At 38.9% G+C, this 22241-nt stretch carries 18 protein-coding genes and 1 tRNA gene; 11 read left to right on the top strand and 8 right to left on the bottom strand.

Annotated features, from left to right (window positions below; all coding sequences use genetic code 11):
* Nucleotides 1-135 precede the first annotated feature (135 nt).
* The 3 genes from AB7942_RS00095 (at nucleotide 136) to AB7942_RS00085 (ending at nucleotide 5548) form a co-directional block, all read left to right on the top strand.
* Nucleotides 136-3021, top strand: coding sequence for a 2-oxoglutarate dehydrogenase E1 component (locus AB7942_RS00095; RefSeq protein WP_369445371.1), 2886 nt, complete (start codon nucleotides 136-138; stop codon nucleotides 3019-3021).
* 90 nt (nucleotides 3022-3111) lie between these two features.
* Complete coding sequence (gene odhB / locus AB7942_RS00090; RefSeq protein WP_369445370.1) at nucleotides 3112-4371, top strand: 2-oxoglutarate dehydrogenase complex dihydrolipoyllysine-residue succinyltransferase; 1260 nt, start codon at nucleotides 3112-3114, stop codon at nucleotides 4369-4371.
* A 208-nt stretch (nucleotides 4372-4579) separates the two neighbouring features.
* On the top strand, nucleotides 4580-5548 hold the full coding sequence (locus AB7942_RS00085) for a helix-turn-helix domain-containing protein (protein WP_369445369.1): 969 nt from the start codon (nucleotides 4580-4582) through the stop codon (nucleotides 5546-5548).
* A gap of 54 nt (nucleotides 5549-5602) precedes the next feature.
* Here the strand turns inward: AB7942_RS00085 and AB7942_RS00080 are convergent, their stop codons facing one another.
* The 4 genes from AB7942_RS00080 to AB7942_RS00065 form a co-directional block, all read right to left on the bottom strand.
* Nucleotides 5603-6610: a FecCD family ABC transporter permease gene (locus tag AB7942_RS00080; protein WP_369445368.1), complete on the bottom strand. Its 1008-nt coding sequence runs from the start codon at nucleotides 6608-6610 to the stop codon at nucleotides 5603-5605.
* Nucleotides 6607-7608: a FecCD family ABC transporter permease gene (locus AB7942_RS00075; RefSeq protein ID WP_369445367.1), complete on the bottom strand. Its 1002-nt coding sequence runs from the start codon at nucleotides 7606-7608 to the stop codon at nucleotides 6607-6609. Before AB7942_RS00075 ends, AB7942_RS00080 begins: the two co-directional genes overlap by 4 nt.
* A 70-nt stretch (nucleotides 7609-7678) precedes the next feature.
* Complete coding sequence (locus AB7942_RS00070) at nucleotides 7679-8602, bottom strand: iron-hydroxamate ABC transporter substrate-binding protein (RefSeq protein ID WP_369445366.1); 924 nt, start codon at nucleotides 8600-8602, stop codon at nucleotides 7679-7681.
* Entirely contained in the window at nucleotides 8553-9398 is an 846-nt protein-coding gene (locus AB7942_RS00065) for an ABC transporter ATP-binding protein (RefSeq protein ID WP_369445365.1), read from the bottom strand. The genes AB7942_RS00070 and AB7942_RS00065 overlap by 50 nt, the downstream gene beginning before the upstream one ends.
* Nucleotides 9399-9705: 307 nt before the next feature.
* Here AB7942_RS00065 and AB7942_RS00060 point away from each other — a divergent pair, with 307 nt between their 5' ends.
* The 5 genes from AB7942_RS00060 (at nucleotide 9706) to AB7942_RS00040 (ending at nucleotide 14524) form a co-directional block, all read left to right on the top strand.
* Nucleotides 9706-10473, top strand: coding sequence for a hypothetical protein (locus AB7942_RS00060; RefSeq protein ID WP_369445364.1), 768 nt, complete (start codon nucleotides 9706-9708; stop codon nucleotides 10471-10473).
* A 30-nt stretch (nucleotides 10474-10503) separates the two neighbouring features.
* A complete protein-coding gene (locus AB7942_RS00055; protein ID WP_369445363.1) occupies nucleotides 10504-11553 on the top strand; it encodes an NAD(P)/FAD-dependent oxidoreductase in 1050 nt (349 codons plus the stop codon).
* A 167-nt stretch (nucleotides 11554-11720) separates the two neighbouring features.
* On the top strand, nucleotides 11721-12149 hold the full coding sequence (locus tag AB7942_RS00050) for a hypothetical protein (protein WP_369445362.1): 429 nt from the start codon (nucleotides 11721-11723) through the stop codon (nucleotides 12147-12149).
* An 845-nt stretch (nucleotides 12150-12994) separates the two neighbouring features.
* Nucleotides 12995-13660 (top strand): histidine kinase dimerization/phospho-acceptor domain-containing protein, encoded by a 666-nt coding sequence (locus tag AB7942_RS00045; RefSeq protein WP_369445361.1) that lies wholly within the window; start codon nucleotides 12995-12997, stop codon nucleotides 13658-13660.
* Between the two features lie 342 nt (nucleotides 13661-14002).
* Nucleotides 14003-14524, top strand: a complete 522-nt coding sequence (locus tag AB7942_RS00040) for a recombinase family protein (RefSeq protein ID WP_369445360.1) — start codon at nucleotides 14003-14005, stop codon at nucleotides 14522-14524.
* 456 nt (nucleotides 14525-14980) lie between these two features.
* On the opposite strand, the gene AB7942_RS00035 is transcribed toward AB7942_RS00040, so the two are convergent.
* Nucleotides 14981-15103 carry an anti-repressor SinI family protein gene (locus AB7942_RS00035; protein WP_088086520.1) on the bottom strand — a complete coding sequence of 41 codons (123 nt, stop codon included), beginning with the start codon at nucleotides 15101-15103 and terminating at the stop codon, nucleotides 14981-14983.
* Between the two features lie 273 nt (nucleotides 15104-15376).
* Between AB7942_RS00035 and AB7942_RS00030 the strand changes: the two genes are divergently transcribed.
* A complete protein-coding gene (locus AB7942_RS00030) occupies nucleotides 15377-15721 on the top strand; it encodes a YolD-like family protein (RefSeq protein WP_369445359.1) in 345 nt (114 codons plus the stop codon).
* Between the two features lie 98 nt (nucleotides 15722-15819).
* On the opposite strand, the gene AB7942_RS00025 is transcribed toward AB7942_RS00030, so the two are convergent.
* The 3 genes from AB7942_RS00025 to AB7942_RS00015 form a co-directional block, all read right to left on the bottom strand.
* The gene (locus AB7942_RS00025) at nucleotides 15820-15996 is read right to left on the bottom strand and encodes a hypothetical protein (protein WP_369445358.1); all 177 of its coding nucleotides are present in this window, start codon (nucleotides 15994-15996) and stop codon (nucleotides 15820-15822) included.
* Nucleotides 15997-16370: 374 nt separating this feature from the next.
* Nucleotides 16371-16444, bottom strand: a tRNA-Arg gene (locus AB7942_RS00020).
* 64 nt (nucleotides 16445-16508) lie between these two features.
* Complete coding sequence (locus AB7942_RS00015) at nucleotides 16509-17252, bottom strand: YwaF family protein (RefSeq protein ID WP_369445357.1); 744 nt, start codon at nucleotides 17250-17252, stop codon at nucleotides 16509-16511.
* A gap of 229 nt (nucleotides 17253-17481) precedes the next feature.
* Between AB7942_RS00015 and mutS the strand changes: the two genes are divergently transcribed.
* Together mutS and mutL are read left to right on the top strand one after the other, a co-directional pair.
* Entirely contained in the window at nucleotides 17482-20091 is a 2610-nt protein-coding gene (gene mutS, locus AB7942_RS00010; protein WP_369445356.1) for a DNA mismatch repair protein MutS, read from the top strand.
* Between the two features lie 13 nt (nucleotides 20092-20104).
* The gene (gene mutL / locus AB7942_RS00005; protein WP_369445355.1) at nucleotides 20105-22021 is read left to right on the top strand and encodes a DNA mismatch repair endonuclease MutL; all 1917 of its coding nucleotides are present in this window, start codon (nucleotides 20105-20107) and stop codon (nucleotides 22019-22021) included.
* Nucleotides 22022-22241: the final 220 nt, after the last annotated feature.

Genomic DNA, 22241 nt, shown 5'->3' with positions numbered 1-22241 from the left:
TAGATTAATATAATTTTTTAGCATTTTATTTATTTCAATTATTACATTATCCTTATTCTAAAGCAATTGATAATTACATCACTAAATAATCAGAAACAAAACATATAAAGTAACACAACAATGGGGGAATTGGGAATGGGAGTACAAAAAAACGAACATAATCCATGGCGGAAATTTAATGGTCCAAACCTGGGCTATGTAATCGAACAATATGAGCGGTACACGAACGGGGAAGATACCATTGATCCAAAATTAAAAGAGCTTTTTATTAAATGGGGCTCCCCTTTGTCTTTTGAATCAAGTCATACCGAAGAACCCCTCAATAATGAATTTGTCAATCCTGACAATTCCATAAATATACAGAAAGTACTCAAAGTGGTAAAACTGATTGAAGATATTCGTTCAAACGGTCATTTAGCGGCAAACATGAACCCATTAGAGGGGAATCTACAAAATCAAGAGTTGTTTAATCCAGAAAAACATGGGGTAAGTGAGCAAGACTTGAAAGCGATTCCATCCAAACTTGTTTGGGAGGAGGCACCAGCAGGTATTCAAACCGCATGGGATGCTATCAACCATTTAAAGCGTATTTATACCTCCACACTAGCCTATGAATTTAACCATGTGCAACATATGGATGAACGAGCATGGTTAACTCAAATGGTGGAAACAGGTTCTTTGCATCGCTCCTTATCTAAAGAAGAACAAACGAACTTGTTACAGAGTTTGACAGAGGTTGAAGGATTTGAACAATTTTTGCATAAAACCTTTGTCGGTCAAAAGAGATTTTCCATTGAAGGCGTTGACATGCTTGTCCCCATGCTGAATGAAGCCGTGCACGAAGGTGTCGGGGATGGAGCGCGTAATGTAGTGATTGGAATGGCGCATCGCGGCCGCCTAAGTGTCCTTGCGCATGTGTTAAACAAACCATACAGAAAAATGTTCTCTGAATTTCAGCACTCGTCTGCTAAACAACAGGGTCCGTCAGAAGATTTGGTCGACATAAGTGAGGGCTGGACTGGAGACGTGAAATACCATTTAGGCCGAAATCGATTCATGGAAGGCCCCGGAAACGTTCGCGCACGTATTACTTTAGCCAATAATCCGAGTCATCTTGAATTTGTCGATCCGGTAGTTGAAGGTTTTGCAAGAGCTGCCCAAGAAGAACGAAAGTCTGCCGGTTATCCTAAGCAGGATGTTAAGAGGGCGTTTGCGATTTTGGTCCATGGCGATGCAGCCTTTCCGGGACAGGGAATTGTAGCGGAGACCTTGAATTTAAGCGGGTTAAAAGGATATCGAACTGGTGGAACCATCCATATCATTGCCAACAACATGGTCGGCTTTACGACAGATAGCCACGATTCTCGTACGACAAGATATTCGAGTGACTTAGCAAAAGGATTTGAGATTCCGATTGTACATGTAAATGCGGACGATCCAGAAGCTTGTCTGGCTGCCGTTCGTCTGGCCTATCAATACCGTACTCGGTTCCAAAAGGACTTTTTGATTGATTTAGTTGGATACCGGCGATTTGGCCACAATGAAATGGACGATGCAGCAGTCACCCAGCCACAGGTTTACAAAAAAATCGCGAACCATCCAACGGTAAGAGCGGTGTATTCCAAACAGTTGCAAAATAGTGGCATTCTCAAACAAGATGAAGTTGAGCACATTAACCGCAGCGTGCAGGAAATGTTGCAGGCTGAGTTTGAAAAAGCGTCCGAGAAGAAGCAGAGTGAACCCCTTGCAGAAGTAGAGGTTCCGAGGGTGATCGCCAAAGGAATTCCACCGGTAGAAACAAGCGTGCCCCTTGGTACCCTTCGTGAATTAAACCAAGATTTGCTGAAATGGCCGGAAGGTTTTCATGTATATCCAAAGTTAAAACGGATTCTGGAGCGCCGTAATTCGGCACTAGAAGAGAACGGGAAAGTAGAATGGGCGGTGGCAGAAGTACTGGCATTTGCGTCGATGTTAAAAGAAGGTACGCCGATTCGTCTAACCGGCCAAGATTCTGAGCGTGGAACGTTTGCGCAGCGGCACATTGTTCTCCATGATTCGGAAACAAACGAAACCTATTCACCACTGCACCAGCTTCAGCAAGCACAGGCTTCGTTTGCGGTTCATAATAGTCCGCTGTCGGAAGCAGCGGTTGTAGGCTTTGAATATGGATATAATGTATTTGCTCCTGAAACACTTGTCATGTGGGAAGCACAATATGGCGACTTTGCCAACACAGCACAACCCCTCTATGATCAATTTGTTTCATCCGCAAGAGCGAAATGGGGGCAAAAATCAGGGCTTATTCTCCTGTTGCCTCATGGGTATGAAGGCCAAGGTCCGGAGCATTCAAGTGCCCGTCCGGAACGATTTTTACAGTTAGCAGCTGAAAACAACTGGACAGTTGCCAACCTGACAAGTGCAGCCCAATATTTTCATATTTTACGCCGTCAAGCATCCATCTTAGGAACAGAGTTTGTTCGGCCATTGGTGATTATGACGCCAAAGAGTCTGCTTCGTCACCCGTTGGTCGCTTCTCCAGGTACTGCGCTAAGCGAAGGCCATTTCCAAACAGTAGTGGAACAGCCTCAGCTCGGAAAAGAGACAGACAAGGTAAAGCGTTTAGTATTAACAACTGGTAAGATGGCCATCGATCTGGCTGTAGAAATCGATTCAACGAAAGAAAATCGAAACTTAGAAGAGTTACACATCGTTCGAATCGAACAATTGTATCCATTTCCTCAGGAAAAAGTAGAAGCGATCATGAAGCGTTATCCAAACTTGAAGGAAATCATTTGGGTACAGGAAGAACCGAAAAATATGGGTGCGTGGCACTATATCGCCCCAATTCTCTTTGATCTTGCTTCCGGTAGCCAGACAGTTGGTTACATTGGACGTCAGGAGCGTTCAAGTACGGCAGGCGGCGATCCAATCGTTCATAAAAAGGAACAAGAACGCATTATCCAACAGGCTTTGAACTATATAGAGTCTGGAAGATACTCAGAAACAAGAAAGAGAGTTTAGTTTTAACTAACCATCATCACTCACAAATTACGATAGTTGAAATACGAGCATAATAGGAGACTTACCATCATACCTAGGAGGATACACCACATGATAGAAATAAAAGTACCAGAACTGGCAGAATCCATTACAGAAGGAACCATTTCACAATGGCTCATTAACGTTGGTGATAAAGTGACCAAAGGAGATAGTGTTGTTGAGCTGGAAACAGACAAAGTGAATATCGAATTAAATACCGAATACTCAGGTATAGTTTCAAAATTATTAAAAGAGACGGGCGATATCGTCGAAGTAGGCGATGTAATTGCGATTATCGAAGAGAATACGGCTGCAGGAGCCACTCCAGGCACTCCTACTGTTCCAGCTGCAGCTCCGGAAAGACCGGCAGAAGAAACTTTTAATCAACAAAGCAACCAACCTGAGCCAGAACTTTCGATAGCCGCACGTCCAATTGCTTCACCAGCAGCAAGAAAATTGGCAAGAGAACGGGGAATCGATTTACACCAAGTAAGCAGCCGTGATCCACTTGGCAGAATTAGAACAGAGGATGTAAAAGCATATACACATACACCTGCGGTTAAAGAAGAACCAAAGTTGGAAAAGACCAGCCCAAAACCTGTCGTACAACAAATTGATGAAGAGTTTGACAAACCAGTAGAACGTGTGAAAATGTCCCGCCGACGTCAAACCATCGCTAAACGCTTAGTAGAAGTCCAGCATACAGCGGCGATGTTGACCACATTTAACGAAGTGGATATGTCTGCTGTTATGGATTTACGCACGAAGCGGAAAGACGCCTTTTTCGAAAAACATGGGGTTCGTCTTGGGTTCATGTCGTTCTTTACAAAAGCAGTGGTTTCGGCTTTGAAGCAATTCCCGCTTTTAAATGCTGAAATTCAAGGCGATGAATTGATTTTGAAGAAGTTCTATGATATCGGAATTGCCGTGGCAGCACCAGAGGGGTTGGTCGTACCGGTTGTCCGCAATGCGAACCAGAAAAACTTTGCCGAAATCGAACAAGAAATCAGTAATCTCGGTAAAAAAGCTCGTGATAATGCCCTTACTTTAAATGATTTACAAGGTGGAACATTTACGATTACAAACGGCGGAGTTTTCGGTTCATTAATGTCAACGCCGATCTTGAATAGCCCGCAAGTAGGGATTCTCGGTATGCATAAAATCCAAATAAGACCAGTAGCGATTGATCGTGAACGAATGGAAAACCGCCCGATGATGTATATTGCCCTTTCTTACGACCATCGAATTGTCGACGGAAAAGAGGCTGTCAGCTTCCTAGTTGCAGTGAAAGAATTATTGGAGGATCCTACCTCTTTATTATTAGAAGGATAAATCTTATTGATTTGCTAGTTTAATTCTAAAAGACCAAACAAAAACAGACCTTTGAGGTCTGTTTTTGTTTATTTAATCAGAAGTAAACAAAAGGTGTGTTCCTGAAATAAGGAACATGTCTTTTGTTCTATGGAGTGAAGAGAAATATGATATGATTTGACTTAACGAATGCAACGCTGGGAGAGAACACAGGAAAAAGGTGAGTTGTATGAACTATGACCTTCTAAATGAACTTTTACAGATTACGGATGAAGAGAAAAGCATCCTTGAGCAAAAAACGGAAGTAAGTAAAGACATATACACAAGTAAGACAAATTTTATTATTGAAAGCGAAAAATTCCTTAGCAAAGACAAAATGATCATGGTTCGAAAGCACACTAGATTTGTTGATTTCCCCTTACATAAACATGATTATATAGAAGTCAATTATGTTTATAACGGGGAATTGATTCAAACAGTTGGCGGCAGACAATTAACCCTGAAAAAGGGAGAACTTCTATTATTAAATCAGCATATTGAACATGAGATCAAGGCCTGTGCCAAAGAAGACATTGTCATTAATTTTATCATTCGTCCTTCTTTCTTCGACTTTATTTTTTCCTTTTTAAGTTCCGAAAATATAATCAGTGATTTTCTGCTTAATAGCTTATATAACAACACGCAGAACGGTCAATTCCTTTATTTTAAAGTGGCTGATGTACCTGCTATTCAGGACATGATTGGAAAAATGATTGAGGAAATCATGCATCCTTCTGCTTTCTCAGAGTCAACCATTAAACTGTATATGGGGCTTTTCTTGATTGAACTGATTAAGAATTCTGATAAGGTGGAGAGAAAGGAAGAGGCATCTATCAATCACTATTTGGTAGTAGAATCACTTAAGTATATTGAAGAACAGTTTAAGGACGCCTCGTTATATGAATTAGCCGACCGATTGAAACAATCTCACTATGGTTTAAGTAAAACCATAAAAAAGGCCACCTCCCACACATTCAAAGAGCTTCTGCAAGAGAGGCGACTTATCAAAGCGAAAGAATTATTGGAAGGAACCGACATGGCGATTGCTTCAATTGTGGAGCAGGTGGGGTATGATAATATCAGTTATTTTTACCGGATATTTAAAGGGAAATATGGACTGACACCGAAGGAATTCAGAAAGAGGACAATTCGAGCATGAGCAAGGAAGTATAAAAAAACAATGAATCCCTTAAATATTGGGATTCATTGTTTCTTATTTTTTCAATAACAAATACATAAAGTACGGAGCACCGATTAAGGCAACCATTATACCAGCTGGAATACCATTGGGTTCAACCAAATTCCGTCCAATGGTATCAGCAATGAGTAAGAGCCAACCGCCTATTAGAATGGCTAAGGGAATAAATAGTTGATTTCTAGGTCCTACCAACACTTTTGCTATATGGGGAGCCATCAATCCGATAAAGGAAATTCCTCCCGTAACTGAAACGGCAGAAGCAGCAAGGGCCACGGCTGTTACTAGTAAAACGATCCGTTCCTTTTCAATCGAAACACCCACACCGATGGCTACAGGTTCACTTAGTCCGAGAAGATTCAATCGATTAGCCTTGAATAATGTGTAGGGGATTAGAATCAATAACCAAGGTAAGAATGCCCAAATAAAAGGCCAATCCGTTCCCCAAATATTCCCCACTAACCATTTAGAAATAAAATCTACCTTTTCCCGTTCGGCAGATGAAATCAGGACAATCATTACCCCAGAAAGTGCCATCGAAAAACCAATCCCAACTAGAACTAATCTAACCGGCTGTATGCCAGTACTTCTTTTATATGAAAATAGGTAGATTAGTGCGGCAGTTAGTATAGCACCGCAAAAAGCAACAAGGGGAAGCACGTAGACAAATGAACCTGCTTCGATCGGGAAAAACAAAAAGAAAACGGTAATAGCAACACCTGCTCCAGAGTTTATCCCAATAATACCAGGGTCAGCAAGATCATTTCGTGTGATTCCTTGTAAAATAGAACCAGATAAGGCCAAGGCCATCCCTGCTAACAATGTAATAATCATTCTTGGTAAGCGGATAGAAAATAAAACAAAATCTTCTTTAAACGTTCCATGTCCGAGAAGGGTTGGTATGAGTCTGTCATAGGAAAGGGAGGAGTAGCCCAAACCCATGGCAATAATACTTGAAATCAATATGAGTACTAATAAAATAGATAAAAGCAATCGCTGTTTTTTTAATAAAGAAGGTTGAATCATGAAAATACTCTTCCTCCTTTACGAACAATAACAAGGAAGAAGGGCAACCCCATTACAGCCATTATTGCAATGATAGGTGTTTCGTAAGGAGCATTAATTGTTCGGCCAAGGGTATCAGCAAAAAGCATAAAAGTGGCACCAGAAATAGCGGACATTGGAATGATGAAACGGTAATCCGTTCCGACGATTGCGCGAACCAAATGGGGAACCATTAAGCCGATGAAGGCCATATTCCCGACAAGTGCCACCGAAGCACCAGCTAATAGAATGATCACTATAAATAGAATCGTCTTTATTTGAGTGGTTTTTTGACCTAGTCCAACGGCAACTTCTTCATTTAAGCTTAAAATGGTAAGCTGTCTGGAGAGAAAAAGTGACACAAGGATCCCAATAATAATAAATGGGACGATGATTTGAAGCTGATTCCATGACGTCCCAATCATCCCTCCAGAAGTCCACATAGAAACATTTTTGGAAACTTTGAAATAAATCCCAATTCCTTCTGCAACTGCATAAAGGAAGGCAGAGACCGCTGCTCCAGCTAAAACAATTCTAAGCGGAGAAAAGCCGCCTTTCTTTATGGAACCGATACCAAAAACCATCAATGTTCCAACAGCAGCTCCCACAAAACAAGCGATCGTCAAGCTGAAATAATTGGCAGAAGGGATAAACGCAATGGTTATGGCAAGTGCCGCATTCGCACCAGCTGTTAATCCAAGTAAACCAGGATCTGCTAGTGGATTTCTCGTCAGTCCTTGCATGATTGCTCCTGAAACAGCAAGAGCAGCACCAACAAAAATGGCTGCAGCTGCTCTTGGAAATCGGATTTCACGGAGCATCGAAGTGGCATTATCACTTACATTTGAAGTTAACGCTCGCCATACATCCTTGACAGTAGTATCTGCCGCTCCAAAAACACAGGCAGCAATGGTCATACCAGCAAAAACAAGGAAAGCAGCGATAATTTTATATACAAAGGGGAAATTTTCTTTTGTCATCAGTCTCTCATCTTTTCTTTCCTAGAATAAGGGAAGAGGGAATTCTTGAATAAGAATCCCTCATAGATTATTAATTTCCGAGAAATGACTTCTTAAAAAAGTCTAATTGCTTATCTAATGTAACTGGGTCACTAAAGGAAGCACCGTTTCCATTTAGTTCAAAGACACGATTGTTTTTAACGGCTGGAATATTCTTGTATGTTTCTGTTTCTTGGAATGAGTGATCCGCATCAGCGTATTTACTAAGGATCACATAGTCCCCAGCATACTCAGGAAGTACCTCTGCTGAAATCGTATAGTAACCAGATTTCAATGCCATTTCCTTCACCTTATCAGGCATTCTCAAATTCATAGCTTGATATAAGATTTCAGTTCCTCTTGCCCAGTTATTGCCGAATACATATAGATCCTTATCATAAGCTTCGATGACTGAAACCGTTGCATCTTCACCAATTTTTGATCGAATTTCGTCTCCCGCAGTTTTGGCCCGTGTTTTGAAGTCATCAACCCAAGCTTGGGCTTCTTTCTCTTTATTTAACAATTTTCCGATTTCTAGGTGTTGGGTTAAATAATCGGCTTTCCCCCAAGTATAAGTTACAGTTGGAGCAATTTCTTTTAATTTATCAAGGTTTTTAATATTGGATAACCCAATGATTAAATCTGGTTCTAATTCGATAATTTTTTCTAGGTTTTCATCAGATACTTCTGCGACATCTTTTAATTCTTCTTTAAAAGTGGGATTATTTTTAGACCAAACATCTACACCAACGATATTTACACCTAAATCGATGACATTACCTGTGAATCCTGACAGCAAAATGACACGTTTTGGGTTGGCAGGGACTTCTATTGGTCCATTTTCTGATTGATATGTAATGGTTTTTGGTTGTTCTTCTTTTTTACTGGAACTCTCTTCTGTTCCTGAGGTCTCGTTACTGCAGGCACTAATAATTAACACTAAGAGCAGGATAAACGGAAATAGCAGCTTTTTCATTTATAATTTCTCCTTTTAATAAGTTGTAGGTAATACACATGGGCTTATTTGTTCGTGGATCTTTTCCGATTTGGGCATCTATTTGGAAAACCTTTTTCAACACTTCAGTAGTCATAACTTCCTCGCAATCTCCTGCCTTGACGATATGGCCCTCTTTCAGAGCAATAATATAGTCAGCGAAACGCGCAGCATGATTTAAATCGTGAAGGACCATGACAATTGTACGTTCCTGTTCAATGTTCAGCCGTTGAAGAAGCTCTAGTACTTCCAGTTGATGGGCCATATCTAAAAAGGTGGTTGGTTCATCCAGAAAGATGATGTCCGTTTCTTGAGCAAGAGCCATGGCAATCCAAACTCGTTGTCGTTGACCTCCTGATAAGGAATCAACTGAACGAAACTTAAAGTCTAGTAAACCTGTGACTTCAAGTGCCCAGTCAATAACTTCATAATCTTTTTTCGTTAAGCGGCCAAAGCCTTTTTGATAAGGAAAGCGGCCATAGGAAACGAGCTCACCCACTGACAATCCACCGGCACTTTCAGGTGATTGCGGGAGAATGGCCATTTTTTTTGCAAGAATCTTGGTATTTTCCTTTGAGATATCTTTTCCATCTAACAAAACGGTTCCAGATTGCTGCGAAATAATCCGTGTGATTGCTTTCAATAATGTAGACTTCCCGCAGCCATTAGAACCGATGATGGTTGTAATTTTACGATCGGGTATTTTCACACTGAGATTTTTAACAATCAACTGTTCATCATAGCTAATGTTTAAATCCTCTGTATATAACCGAACCATTATTGACCTCCTTTTAAACAAGAGTTAGTAACAACATGTTGTTGATAATGATTATCATTTTCACACCTAACTATATTCGGTCGATTTATTTCTTGTCAATAACTATTTTTTTAGTTTTTCTGAGAATCGTTGTGAAAAGAGTGGGAAATCGTTGATAGGACGGAGTGGATGTTAATAATTTAATAAAAAAATTCAAAAAAATTAAAAAAACATTTGATATTGATAATCGTTATCAATTAAAATAGGGTTAAGTGATAATATTTATCAATTAGCAGAGTGGGATTGATGATAGGGGAGGGGCTTTGACATGAAGAGCCAGCTGAACGAAATGAAATATTTTACAGAAGAAAATTTAAGAGTGTTCATTACTTGTCCTTATAAATTTTATTATGAATATATTGAGAAGAAAAAACGGCCAAAGGACTGGAGACATATGGTGCAACAGGTGGTAAATCATGTCGTTTTTTCCTATTTTCGACTCCCAATTGAACAGCGGTCAGCAACGAAGATACTTTCATTGGTTGAACGATATTGGTCCAACATTTCTCCTCAAATATTTGAGTCTCGAATTCAATATTATACGGTGACAGCTAAAATTACCGATTACTTAATGCAAAATTTGACCGCAGAAACAGATTCAGCCCCGCCTTTGTTTTTATTTGAAAAATTTACATCCACTATACAAGAACTAGATATGGATCTCTCGTTAACTATTGATGTGGCGGAATGGTCCAATTCCTCCTTTGTTGTTAAAAAATACTTGGTTGACGCAGAAAAAGACATGTTAATGCTATATAACTATTTAATCGCAGTATTTTCAAAAAAGGTATTTAATAAAATCCCTAGTAGAATTGAAGTGACAACTTTATTGGATGGAAGAAAGCATACCTATTTTCCTACACCTGAAAGAATTGATGAAGGCATCCGTTATTTGCAATTAATGAATCATTTACTAGGTAATTCTTCAAGATTTAATGAGGTATATAATGAAAAAAATTGTGAATCTTGTCCTTTTGAACATGTCTGTGAACGTGATGCGCGAAATGGTAATGAATCCACTACATATTATTCATAAAAAGATTGTCTTGGCAGGGAGTGTTTATAGATGGAGCAGCAGGAATTATTTGATGTGACCGTAATTGGCGGGGGACCAGCAGGGCTTTATTCTACTTTTTATAGCGGACTTAGAGAAATGAAAACAAAGATCATAGAATTCCAGCCGCAATTAGGTGGGAAAATTCATGTTTATCCAGAGAAAATGATCTGGGATGTAGGCGGGCAAACACCCATTCCTGGAGCCAAATTAATAGAGCAGCTAGTTACACAGGGGTTAACGTTTAATCCAACCGTAGTGTTAAACGAAAAGGTTGAGTCGATTACACGAAATGAAGACGGAATTTTTGAATTACAAGCAGCCTCCGGTCAGAAGCATTTATCGAAAACAGTCATAGTCGCAATCGGCAGTGGAATCTTGAACCCTCAAAAGCTGGACATTGAAGGGGCTGAAAGATTTGAGGTATCTAATTTAAATTACACAGTCAAGTCATTAAAACATTTCAAAGATAAGACTGTCATCATTTCAGGTGGTGGAAATACAGCCATTGATTGGGCGAATGAGTTAGAGTCGATTGCCAAAATAGTTTATGTAACCTATAGAAAAGATGCATTAAAAGGTCACGAGGCACAAGCAACTCAGTTAATGAAAAGTTCGGCTGTTTGTTTATTTCACACCTCGATTACCAAACTGATTGCCAGCAACAATCATGAAGCTATTGAAATGGTGGAACTGACAAACCATATTTCAGGAGAGGTTTCTTTTTTGCCAATTGATGAAGTGATTATTAATCATGGATATGAACAAGACGCTGCATTACTGGAAAACAGTAGTTTAAATATAAAGCTAGCAGACAATTATTATATTGCTGGTAATTCAGTAAGTGAATCATCCATTGAGGGGCTTTATGCTGCCGGTGATATCCTTATGTATGATGGTAAGGTAAATTTAATAACGGGTGCCTTCCAAGATGCAGCGAACGCAGTAAATAAGGCAAAACAATTTATTCAGCCTGACGCAAGTAAAATCGGGATGGTCTCTTCCCACAATGATCTCTTTAAGAAGCGCAATAGAGAATTGGTTAAACAAATGATGAAATAAGCAAAATATATGGTTTAAAAGCCAAAAATGGTTTTGCCATGTCCTTCATCTTCTTATTTTGCAGCTATTTTGCCCGATATATCTCTTTCATGGTCACGTCTGCCTGACGTGATTCTTTTTGCATTGATTTTATTGCTGTAATACAATGTAGTTAAGGAGTGGTAAAATTGAAAGAAATAATTCTCATGCTTACTGATCTTTTAAATAATGTCCATGATTTTATTCAATTTTATGCAAGTAATTATTTAAATCTTGGATTAAACGATAAAGACTTACACTTTTGGATAATGGGTATTATTGGAATCATTGTATTTCTTATTGTACTTATTTTGTCTAAAATCATATCTAATATGCCCTTTGGGATCACAATACTATCATTCCTCTATACTTTTACATTTATGGTAGTTTTAGTATTTGCAATAGAAATACAACAGGCTATCACTAATAGAGGTAACATGGAATTTCAAGATGCTATCGTGGGATTATGGGGATACGTTGTATTTTTCTTAGGCTTTGTGATAATTTCAGCAGTCATCCTAACAGCAAAAATGTTTTTAAATAGAGTTCTTAAAAATGGTTCTAGTAAAAGAAGATAATTTAAAAATAATTCACCCTAAAGCCCCCTTTCGAGAGGGGCTTTTTCGACAGATCCTACAATCTTATAAAAAAACACTGATATTATGTATCTCTTACCGGAAAGTTAAATCCGCCAGAAATGCGATAATATCAGTGTTTTTATAAAGGTTTTATGTCCCAGAGAGGATTCGAACCTCCAACCTACAGTTTAGGAAAAGTATGAAATTGGTATTTTTATAACTAAATTTCAATAAAAAGCGTTGATTTATCAAGCTTTTTTGATAATTACATTCAATCAAAAACAATTAAATAAATATGGTTTTACTGAGTTTTTCGGCAAATTTTCGGCAATTCAGGTAACCACTAAAACAAGAGCCACACCTAAAGTACCAACATTACTGACGGATTGGCATTGCTAGGAAGGCTTTATGGTGGTATTGATTGGTATATTGTCATAGTAGGTTGGATCTTCATAATGATTGGCTTTTCGGTCTTGCATAGATACTTTTCTCGACATACTTCCATAAAAAAAGTTTTAATTCTATTTGGTACCTATGTTTTTATCTATCTATTATTTGTACTCTACATATATAAAACAAACGATAATCTCTACTTCCATATTAAGTATTTATTATTTGTAGGGTCCGGAGTAATCTTTGCTACCTTTCTAATAGAGTCATATATCAAGCTATATAGATTAAATAATCAATTGACATACATGTTTAAGAAAGTAGAAGAAAGTGAATCAAACCACCGATTAATAGCAGAGAAAACGTTAGACCTTATAGTGGTGTTGGATAAAGAGTATTCAATTCGTTACTTCTCTCCTTCACATAAGTATGTTTTAGGATACTAAGAATCGGAATTGGAAGGTAAATCATTCTCTAAATTATTTCATCCTGATGATGTTTGTACAATTAGAATTTCATTAGATAACATGTTTAACAACAATGATTCTCAAGCTATTGAATTCCGATTGCTCCATAAACAAGGAAATTGGATTGAGTTGGAATCCCATTGTATGCCTGTATTAGGGGGAGATAATACGATCGAACATATTGTTATGGTAAGCGGAGATATCTCGAATCGGAAAAAATCAGAACAGCTTCTTCTGCAATCTGAAAAGTTAGCAATTGTTGGCGAATTAGCCGCAGGAGTAGCTCATGAAATAAGGAATACGCTTACAACCTTAAAAGGGTTTGTACAACTTAATCGGTCAGAATGCTGTGATGATAAGTATAGCGATTTGCTCATAAGTGAAATTGAACGAATTGAAACGATAACTAGTGAATTACTCACTTTGGGAAAACCTCTAGCGTTTCAACCAAACCGAATGGATGTAAGAGAAATAATCGAGCTTACGCTTGAATTATTAACACCTGAGTTCAAGATGAATAATATTCACTGTAAATTGAGTGCTGAGGAAACTCCAATTATTATTACTTGTGAGAAGAACCAGATAAAGCAAGTTTTTCTTAACGTAATAAAAAACTCGATTGAAGCAATGGGTAGGTGGAGATATTCAAATTAGTCTTCGAAAAAGCCAAAATGGTTTTTGTAAAATATCTTTTCAAGATCAGGGTTGTGGCATAAAAAGTAATAGGGGCTTATCATCCAAATCAGAAAATGGATGATAAGAAAAGTATGTGAGCAATTGATCAATTGGCTTGAGGCAGGGATACCACTCTTTCCAAAAAGTTTAAATATTGGTGTCAAGAGGAAAATGGTCATAAGTTATTGAACGATTATGTTGGTACACACACTCATTGGTTGAATTTACGAAAATTACTAAGATAAGCAGTGGTCTCTAAATTAATGTGTCAGCATATACCTTTATTAACTGTTTACAAAACCAATAAGTGGAGGGCTTGGAATGAAAATTGGGTATGCTCGTGGTTCAACAATGGAACAGAACTTGGACTTACAATTGGACGCTCTAGAGAAAGTTGGAGTTGAAAGACTCTTTACAGAGAAAGTGTCTGGAACAAAGAAAGCCCTTCCAGAACTAGACCGTTGTCTAGACGTGTTACGCTCTGGAGATATACTCATTGTTTACAAGCTCGATAGAATTGTAAGTAATATCAAACACTTAATTGAGCTTAGTGAGAAACTAGAGGAGCTTGGAGTCAATCTGGTGAGCATTTGTGACTCAATCGACACAACAACTCCAGTTGGAAAGGCTATGTTCAATATGATTGGAGTTATCGCAGAACTGGAAGGAACAAAAACTGATCTTGAGAAAGCCAGAGGAAGGATAGAGGTAAATCCAGAAGACCATCCAAGTGCATTGGATTTATACGACTGGGATTGGGAAATTGAAGGTATCACTAAAATGACTGGAGTCAGCGAAGAAGAACTTTATAGTATGCTGAAGGAACGTTCTGAAAAAGGTTAACCAAATTGGTTGACCTTCTTTTTTTGCCTAAGTCATTGGTTCACTGTACACAGCAATTTTTTAAGCTCTGTCCGTAAGTATTTAGCAGCGGAATTATTGAGCTTTTTATGACAGAATGTATACAATTTGTCGAGCAAATGTTCCTTAAGCAAAGTCTATTAATATACACAATCCCTAAGCTGACAATGGTTAGAAAGCACGTTCATGAATAATTCCAGAGTTTACATGTAAATAAAGTTGTTAGCTGCTTTTTTGTCTAAAATCTGACATTTTGTGTACTTCTCATTACACTAAAATGTTCGCAATCACAGTGTACATAAGGGTTCTCTTGACAGTGTGTTGGTCATTTTTTATGTCATATACGACAATAAATAAAAAAGTAAGTGAATAATTGTTTTACGATCGTACTAAACAAATCTAAATTAGATAGCTTAGAAAAAAAAGACCCTTGACGATCTAAGCAGAATGCATTAGGAAATCTCTAATTTTTTCGATAGAAATCCCTATATTTCGGGCTTCCAAAATCAGGTCTATCCATTCACTATCTAGTTCTTTTTCATTAGGTAAATTTGTATCCATCAATCCTCCTGAAATATTTTGATAGCTAAGCTACCATAGTGAAGAACCTTAGGCATGAAGCTTTGAAGCCCAATCTAGATGTTTTCCTTTACTGTATTAAAGCTTTAAAGCTTATAAGAAAATAGTACCATATTTGTTAATTATTAAGAATGAGAAAATTTCGACAATATACGCAATTTTGAATTAATATGCTGAAAAGATTTACAATGGATTTTTTTTATCTACATCCAGAATGTTTGTTCGTGTATGATAATAGCGAAGGAGTTGACCGTAATGACGATAAAAGATCGCGGTTTAATTAAATGGAATGCAGCGTCCTTTATGCCGCAAGTATTCGAGCAGCAGCGCGATATGTTCAAGGATCAAGAACGCCAGCCATGGCCGTTGCTAAGCAAATTCGATACGGAGGAGTTTGACCAGCGGATAGACTACGCGATAGAGTTCAAATTAGCGGTGAGGCTTTTACGGTATATATGGGAGGACGGCTTTACTACGGAGATGACCGGACATATACATCACGTGGATCCTATTACGCATCAGCTACGCATTGAAATTAAAGACGGAGAGTTTGAGCGGGTGGCGTTCGATAGTGTTGTCGGAGTTAAGGTCGTTGATTGATTGCTTTGCGTCACCTTAACCGGTGGCGTTTTTATTTGTACAAAAATTAAAGAAAGCCCTATGTTCAAGGGCCCAATTGTCGTGTAAAGTATCGATAATTAATTCTTAGAGTTTTCCTCAATTTTATGAATATACACGACACCGCTCGTTACAACTGAACCATTTGTTTCACCGCAATGGGGGCAATTAATATTCTCACGCTCTCTGCCTCCAGGGACATTCATTTCCGTAACTTGGAAATAAAACTCTTTTTCACATTTTTTGCAGTTCAACAAAAGACATCCCTCCGTGTACTTTTATTAGTAACTCAAAGTATACATTCGCCAAGTTGTAAGCGTTTTCCTTCTTAATATTATTCATTTGACGGAATTATAGAGGACATTACGAGTATACCTACCGGGGGTATATAATGGAAGGAACACGGTAGCAAGAAGCGCCCGGCGAAGACGACCGTCAATAAACTTACGTTTCATACGGTTTTAGCTCCTTCTGTAATTCAGCCGCAAGTGTCCTTCGTTCACCAGTCTACGTCCTACAGCGTCAAAAAACACGTCCTACAGACTACAAAAAAAAACGCCATGTCACCGCATTGTCACCGTATTGATTGACGGATGACAAACCGCGATACATAGCGCTTTAATAACGATGATGTCCCAGAGAGGATTCGAACCTCCGACCTACAGTTTAGGAAACTGTTGCTCTATCCTACTGAGCTACTGAGACAAATCAAATAGGAACGTTATTTATTATAATTTGTTAATTCTAAAAGGTCAATAAAAAGTTGAGATTATTGAATTGGCAGGTCTCTCGCCACTTCGGTTTTTTTTGCAGTCTTCTCACGGAAAATCAACCAGACGATTATACTAAGCCCAATTAATAGACCTTCTAGCGATAAAATGTACCATGGATAAGGTCCTAAAACATCTAATAAACTCGCACTGTCCGGTTTATGACTTAAGAACATATAATTTCCGTCGACCAGCTTATTGATTATCATAATAATCGGCATTAATACATTCAAAAAGATACATAATTTAAATACAGACCAAATCGTCGGTCGGTATCCCTTTGCCCATGTAAAATAAAGCGGCACCCAGATTTCCATCAAATGTGTATAAAAGAAATGGAAAAACCGAAAATGCGGGAAGTCATAATTTAATGATGGGGTTAATAACGCCTGAGATGCGCCTAATAATGCTGTGAATAATAAAACCTCATAGATTATTTTTTTCTTAGTTAGCAATAAAATGACGGTTAATATCAGACTAATGCTGCACAATTCTAATGGGATAGCGTGACTTACATCCCAACTTCCATTCACAATCATCCAAAAATGATAAGTCAATTCCATAATGATTAGTGAAACAGCGAACCCGATTTCCGTTCTTCTCCATTCAGTAGCCTTCAATTTATCTCTAAACAGGAATAGGCAGACTGAAACTAGGAGTAAGATAGAGATAATAACAAAGTGACTTGCAGAAAACATATCAAAATCAAAGTTTTTGTTACTGCGGCCAAACACTCCATCCATATTACCACCACCCTGTAGACAATATTCAAAACAATTATCAATTGTAAATTAATGCTAGTTTTACTTTAATAATTATATTCTATGGGATTTGCTTTTACTCCTCTTAAGAAATTTTAATTATTTCCTTTTTGATTATGATTAGGTTTTTTCTTCCTAATAAAGTCTTCTCGAATTATGGTATAATAATTTGTCGAAGAAAATCGAAAGACTTTATTTAGTGGAGGTCATTATGGCTGCATATACGCCGATGATACAGCAATACTTAACAGTTAAGGCAGATTACCAAGATGCCTTTTTATTTTTTCGTTTAGGCGATTTTTATGAAATGTTTTTTGACGATGCGATTAGAGCTTCGCAAGAATTAGAAATAACTTTAACGAGCAGACAAGGTGGAAGCGATGACCGGATTCCGATGTGCGGCGTTCCCTACCATGCGGCACCGAACTATATTGAACAACTTATTTCAAAAGGCTATAAAGTGGCCATTTGTGAGCAAGTTGAAGACCCGAAACTGACCAAAGGGATGGTAAAAAGGGAAGTTGTCCAATTGATCACACCGGGAACAGTGATGGAGGGCAAGGGATTAAATGATAAAGAGAATAACTATATTGCCTCGATCACAAGCTTTGATGACCAAACCTATGGTTTTGCCTACAATGATATCTCAACCGGCGAAAGCCGGGTTACGTTATTATCAAATAATTTTGACGAAGTTTTAAATGAGTTAGCCGTATTAAGTGCAAAGGAAGTCGTTGTCTCTAGCAGTTTTGACGCAGAACTACAAAAAAAACTTCGTGAACGCGATGTATTAGCGATTTCGTTTGAAGATAATAGTTCAATAGATATCAATTATTCGCATTTACTTCAAGATTTGAATCAAGAAAAATTAAAGCAATCCATCGCAAGACTTTTTAACTATTTATACCGGTCACAAAAAAGAAGTTTGGACCATCTTCAGCCAGTCACTACCTATCAAATCCATCAATATATGAAAATTGATTACTATTCAAAGCGCAATCTTGAACTTACGGAAACGATTCGTTCCAAAGGAAAGAAAGGTTCATTATTATGGCTCCTGGATGAGACGATGACCGCAATGGGCGGCAGGATGTTAAAACACTGGATCGACCGACCGTTAATCAATCAGAATGAAATTGAATCACGTCAAACCATCGTTGAAGTCCTGATGTCTTATTATTTCGAGCGTCAGGAACTTCGTGAAAAGCTGAAAGAAGTTTACGATTTAGAACGATTAGCGGGAAGAGTAGCCTTTGGCAATATTAATGCCCGTGATTTGGTCCAATTAAAGCGTTCATTAATGCAGGTCCCTTACTTGAAACAAATCCTTGCAGGCATGCAAAATGAAAAGGTGAGCCAAATTGCCGATCTTCTTGACCCGTGTGAAGAGATCACAGATCTATTGGAGCAGTCGATTGTTGAAAATCCACCGCTTTCCTTAAAAGAAGGCAATATGATTCGTGATGGATACAATGCTCAGCTCGATCAATATCGTGATGCCAGCCGGAACGGGAAAACGTGGATTGCCCAACTCGAACGAGAAGAGCGCGAGAAAACCGGTATTAAATCGTTGAAAGTAGGTTATAATCGTGTATTTGGTTACTATATTGAGATTACCCGGGCGAATCTGCATCTTTTAACAGAGGGTCAGTATGAACGGAAGCAAACCTTATCGAATGCAGAACGGTTTATTACTCCAGATTTAAAGGAAAAAGAAGCATTAATTTTACAAGCTGAAGAAAAATGCGGTGAGCTTGAGTATGAATTGTTTACTGAAATTCGCGAAATTGTGAAGGAACAAATCCCACGTCTACAGGCCTTGGCAAAAACGATTAGTGAACTAGATGTCCTGCAGTGTTTTGCTCAAGTAAGTGAAGACCGGCACTATATAAAACCGCAGTTTTCTATGGAAGGCCGGGTGGTTGTAATGGAAGGCCGCCATCCAGTCGTTGAAAAGGTATTAAACGCCCAGGAATATGTTCCAAATGATTGCTACATGGACAGCGAGCGCGAAGTCTTGTTGATCACGGGTCCGAACATGTCAGGGAAAAGTACGTACATGCGCCAAATCGCGTTAATCTCGATATTAGCCCAAATTGGCTGTAATGTTCCGGCCACAGAAGCGATACTGCCGATTTTTGACCAAATATTTACCCGCATCGGTGCCGCTGACGATTTGATCTCAGGACAAAGTACCTTTATGGTTGAAATGTTGGAAGCCAAAAATGCGATTTCAAATGCGACACAAAACAGCTTAATTTTGTTTGATGAAATTGGGCGCGGTACATCTACTTATGATGGAATGGCACTTGCTCAAGCCATCATTGAATATATTCACACCCAGATTGGGGCAAAGACTCTATTCTCCACCCATTATCATGAATTAACGGTTTTAGAGGAAGAACTGGATAAGTTAAAAAACATTCACGTCAGTGCGATTGAACATAATGGAAAAGTTGTTTTCCTTCATAAAATTAAAGAAGGACCGGCTGATAAGAGCTACGGGATTCATGTTGCCCAGCTTGCAGGGCTGCCGTCAGAATTAATCAGCCGTGCCAATGAAATATTAACCGCACTCGAGCAGTCTGATATCCAACCAGACAAGCCAAAAAAAGATGTGGTAAAAGTAGTGGAAGTAGTGGAGGTACAAGAACAACCTGCCCAACTATCTTTCTTTGATGAACCAAAAGAAGTGAAAAAGCAAGATCTCTCTTCGAAGGAGAAAAGAGTCATAGAGAAAATGAAGGAACTTGATATATTGGATTTAACACCACTTCAGGCGATAAACCTGTTGTACGAGCTTCAGAAAAAGTTAAAGTAGGGGGTGAATCCGAATGGGTAAAATTATTCAATTAGATGATGCCTTATCTAATAAAATCGCGGCCGGGGAAGTAGTCGAACGGCCTGCCTCTGTTGTAAAAGAGTTGGTTGAAAATTCGATTGATGCCGGAAGCACCGTGATTGAAATTGAGGTAGAAGAGGCGGGACTCGCCAAAATCCGCATTACTGATAATGGAAATGGCATCGAGGAAGAGGATGTTTTACTCGCCTTTCAACGTCATGCCACATCCAAAATCAAAAATGAAAATGATTTGTTCCGCATCCTGACTCTCGGGTTCCGTGGAGAAGCCCTGCCAAGTGTTGCCTCGGTTTCACGGCTCGAGATGAAGACTTCTACAGGTGAAGGTGCCGGAAATCGATTGGTGATTGAAGGCGGCAAAGTTGAAACGTTTGAAAAAGCATCAAGCAGGCGTGGGACCGATATCTCGATTACTGATTTATTTTTCAACACACCTGCCCGTTTAAAATATATGAAGACGATTCATACAGAGCTTGGAAATATTACGGATGTCGTGAATCGACTGGCCCTTTCTCATCCGGAGGTGGCCTTCCGCCTGATTCACAATGATCGCAAACTGCTGCAAACGAATGGTAATGGGGATGTTCGTCAGGTTCTGGCATCGATCTACGGTATGGGGATCGCCAAGCAGTTAGTTCCAATCACCGGACAATCGTTGGATTATAAAATTAATGGATTTGCTTCGATGCCTGAGGTAACGAGAGCCTCAAGAAACTATATTTCGACAATGATTAATGGACGATTCATTAAAAACTATCCATTAGCCAAGGCAATTCAGGAAGGCTATCATACCTTGCTTCCGATCGGCAGGTTCCCGATTGTGCTCCTTAATATTGAAATGGACCCTTTACTCGTTGATGTCAATGTTCACCCCTCGAAAATGGAGGTCCGCATTAGTAAAGAAGCGGAACTGAATGAGCTTGTCACTTCGATTATAAAAGAAGCGTTTAAATCAAAGATCCTTATCCCGACAGCATATACAGCAGTGAAAAAGGATGTACCGCAGGAAGAACAAACTTCATTGGTTCTGGATGAAGGTACAAGACCGGCAACTGATGAGAAAGAGTTTGAATGGAAACAACCAGTTGCAGCTGCAACTATCCAGGAGAACCGTCCATGGCTGGAAGTGCCTGTTGAGACACCTGTTAAAAAATTACCTAGTTTCCAGCGTGATGAAGCGACAGGTGGAAGAGACAGTTGGCAATCTATTAATCCATTTAGTGAATCAGATGATGAACCAGATGACAGTAATAAAGTGATTGTACCTAATGTGAATCCTATTGAGACAGATAATGTTTCGGTCGAGAGCAGAGTTCCACGGCTATATCCGATTGGACAAATGCATGGAACCTACATTTTTGCTCAAAATGAAAATGGCTTATATATCATTGATCAGCATGCGGCCCAGGAACGGTTGAAGTATGAGTATTTCCGGGAGAAAGTTGGGCAAGTCCAATCAGAACTACAGGAAATGCTTGTACCATTAACCTTTGAATACTCGACGGATGAATTTTTGAAAATAAATGAATACCAAAGTGAGCTTGAAAAGGTCGGGGTTTTTCTTGAGGAATTTGGACTAAATAGTTTTATTGTCCGTTCTCATCCACAGTGGTTCCCAAAAGGGGAAGAAAAACAAATCATAGAAGACATGATTGAACAGCTTTTATTGATGAAAAAGGTGGATATTAAGAAACTACGTGAAGAGGCAGCGATTATGATGAGCTGCAAGGCATCCATAAAAGCAAATCGGCATTTACGAAATGATGAGATTCAAGCACTCCTTGATGATTTGAGGAAAGCATCTGATCCATTTACATGTCCGCACGGCAGACCGATTATTGTGCATTATTCGGTTTATGAAATGGAGAAAATGTTTAAACGGGTTATGTAACTAAGAAGAACGTTCCTAATTTTATTAGGAGCGTTCTTTTATTTTGAGTGTTGGTTAAGTGATTTTGATTTTATTGAAAAGATGGATGGCTCTACGTGCCCGAAACCGAGGATAACCAATGAACCCGGTCACGTAGACAGGTCCTACGTGCCCGAAACCGAGGATAACCAATGAACCCGGTCACGTAGACAGGTCCTACGTGCCCGAAACCGAGGATAAC

The organism is Neobacillus sp. BF23-41, from assembly GCF_041106275.1.
The sequence above is the reverse complement of the archived record's forward strand: the minus strand, read 5'-3'. Positions and strand labels throughout refer to the sequence as shown.

Bases quoted from the DNA above. Each gene is read 5' to 3' on its own strand.
- AB7942_RS00080 (WP_369445368.1), bottom strand. From the start codon at position 6,610: ATGATTCAACCTTCTTTATTAAAAAAACAGCGATTGCTTTTATCTATT.
- AB7942_RS00015 (WP_369445357.1), bottom strand. From the start codon at position 17,252: ATGGATGGAGTGTTTGGCCGCAGTAACAAAAACTTTGATTTTGATATG.
- AB7942_RS00065 (WP_369445365.1), bottom strand. From the start codon at position 9,398: ATGGTTCGGTTATATACAGAGGATTTAAACATTAGCTATGATGAACAG.
- AB7942_RS00070 (WP_369445366.1), bottom strand. From the start codon at position 8,602: ATGAAAAAGCTGCTATTTCCGTTTATCCTGCTCTTAGTGTTAATTATT.
- AB7942_RS00075 (WP_369445367.1), bottom strand. From the start codon at position 7,608: ATGACAAAAGAAAATTTCCCCTTTGTATATAAAATTATCGCTGCTTTC.
- mutL (WP_369445355.1), top strand. From the start codon at position 20,105: ATGGGTAAAATTATTCAATTAGATGATGCCTTATCTAATAAAATCGCG.
- AB7942_RS00030 (WP_369445359.1), top strand. From the start codon at position 15,377: ATGACGATAAAAGATCGCGGTTTAATTAAATGGAATGCAGCGTCCTTT.
- AB7942_RS00095 (WP_369445371.1), top strand. From the start codon at position 136: ATGGGAGTACAAAAAAACGAACATAATCCATGGCGGAAATTTAATGGT.
- mutS (WP_369445356.1), top strand. From the start codon at position 17,482: ATGGCTGCATATACGCCGATGATACAGCAATACTTAACAGTTAAGGCA.
- AB7942_RS00085 (WP_369445369.1), top strand. From the start codon at position 4,580: ATGAACTATGACCTTCTAAATGAACTTTTACAGATTACGGATGAAGAG.
- AB7942_RS00040 (WP_369445360.1), top strand. From the start codon at position 14,003: ATGAAAATTGGGTATGCTCGTGGTTCAACAATGGAACAGAACTTGGAC.
- AB7942_RS00055 (WP_369445363.1), top strand. From the start codon at position 10,504: ATGGAGCAGCAGGAATTATTTGATGTGACCGTAATTGGCGGGGGACCA.
- odhB (WP_369445370.1), top strand. From the start codon at position 3,112: ATGATAGAAATAAAAGTACCAGAACTGGCAGAATCCATTACAGAAGGA.
- AB7942_RS00060 (WP_369445364.1), top strand. From the start codon at position 9,706: ATGAAGAGCCAGCTGAACGAAATGAAATATTTTACAGAAGAAAATTTA.
- AB7942_RS00035 (WP_088086520.1), bottom strand. From the start codon at position 15,103: ATGGATACAAATTTACCTAATGAAAAAGAACTAGATAGTGAATGGATA.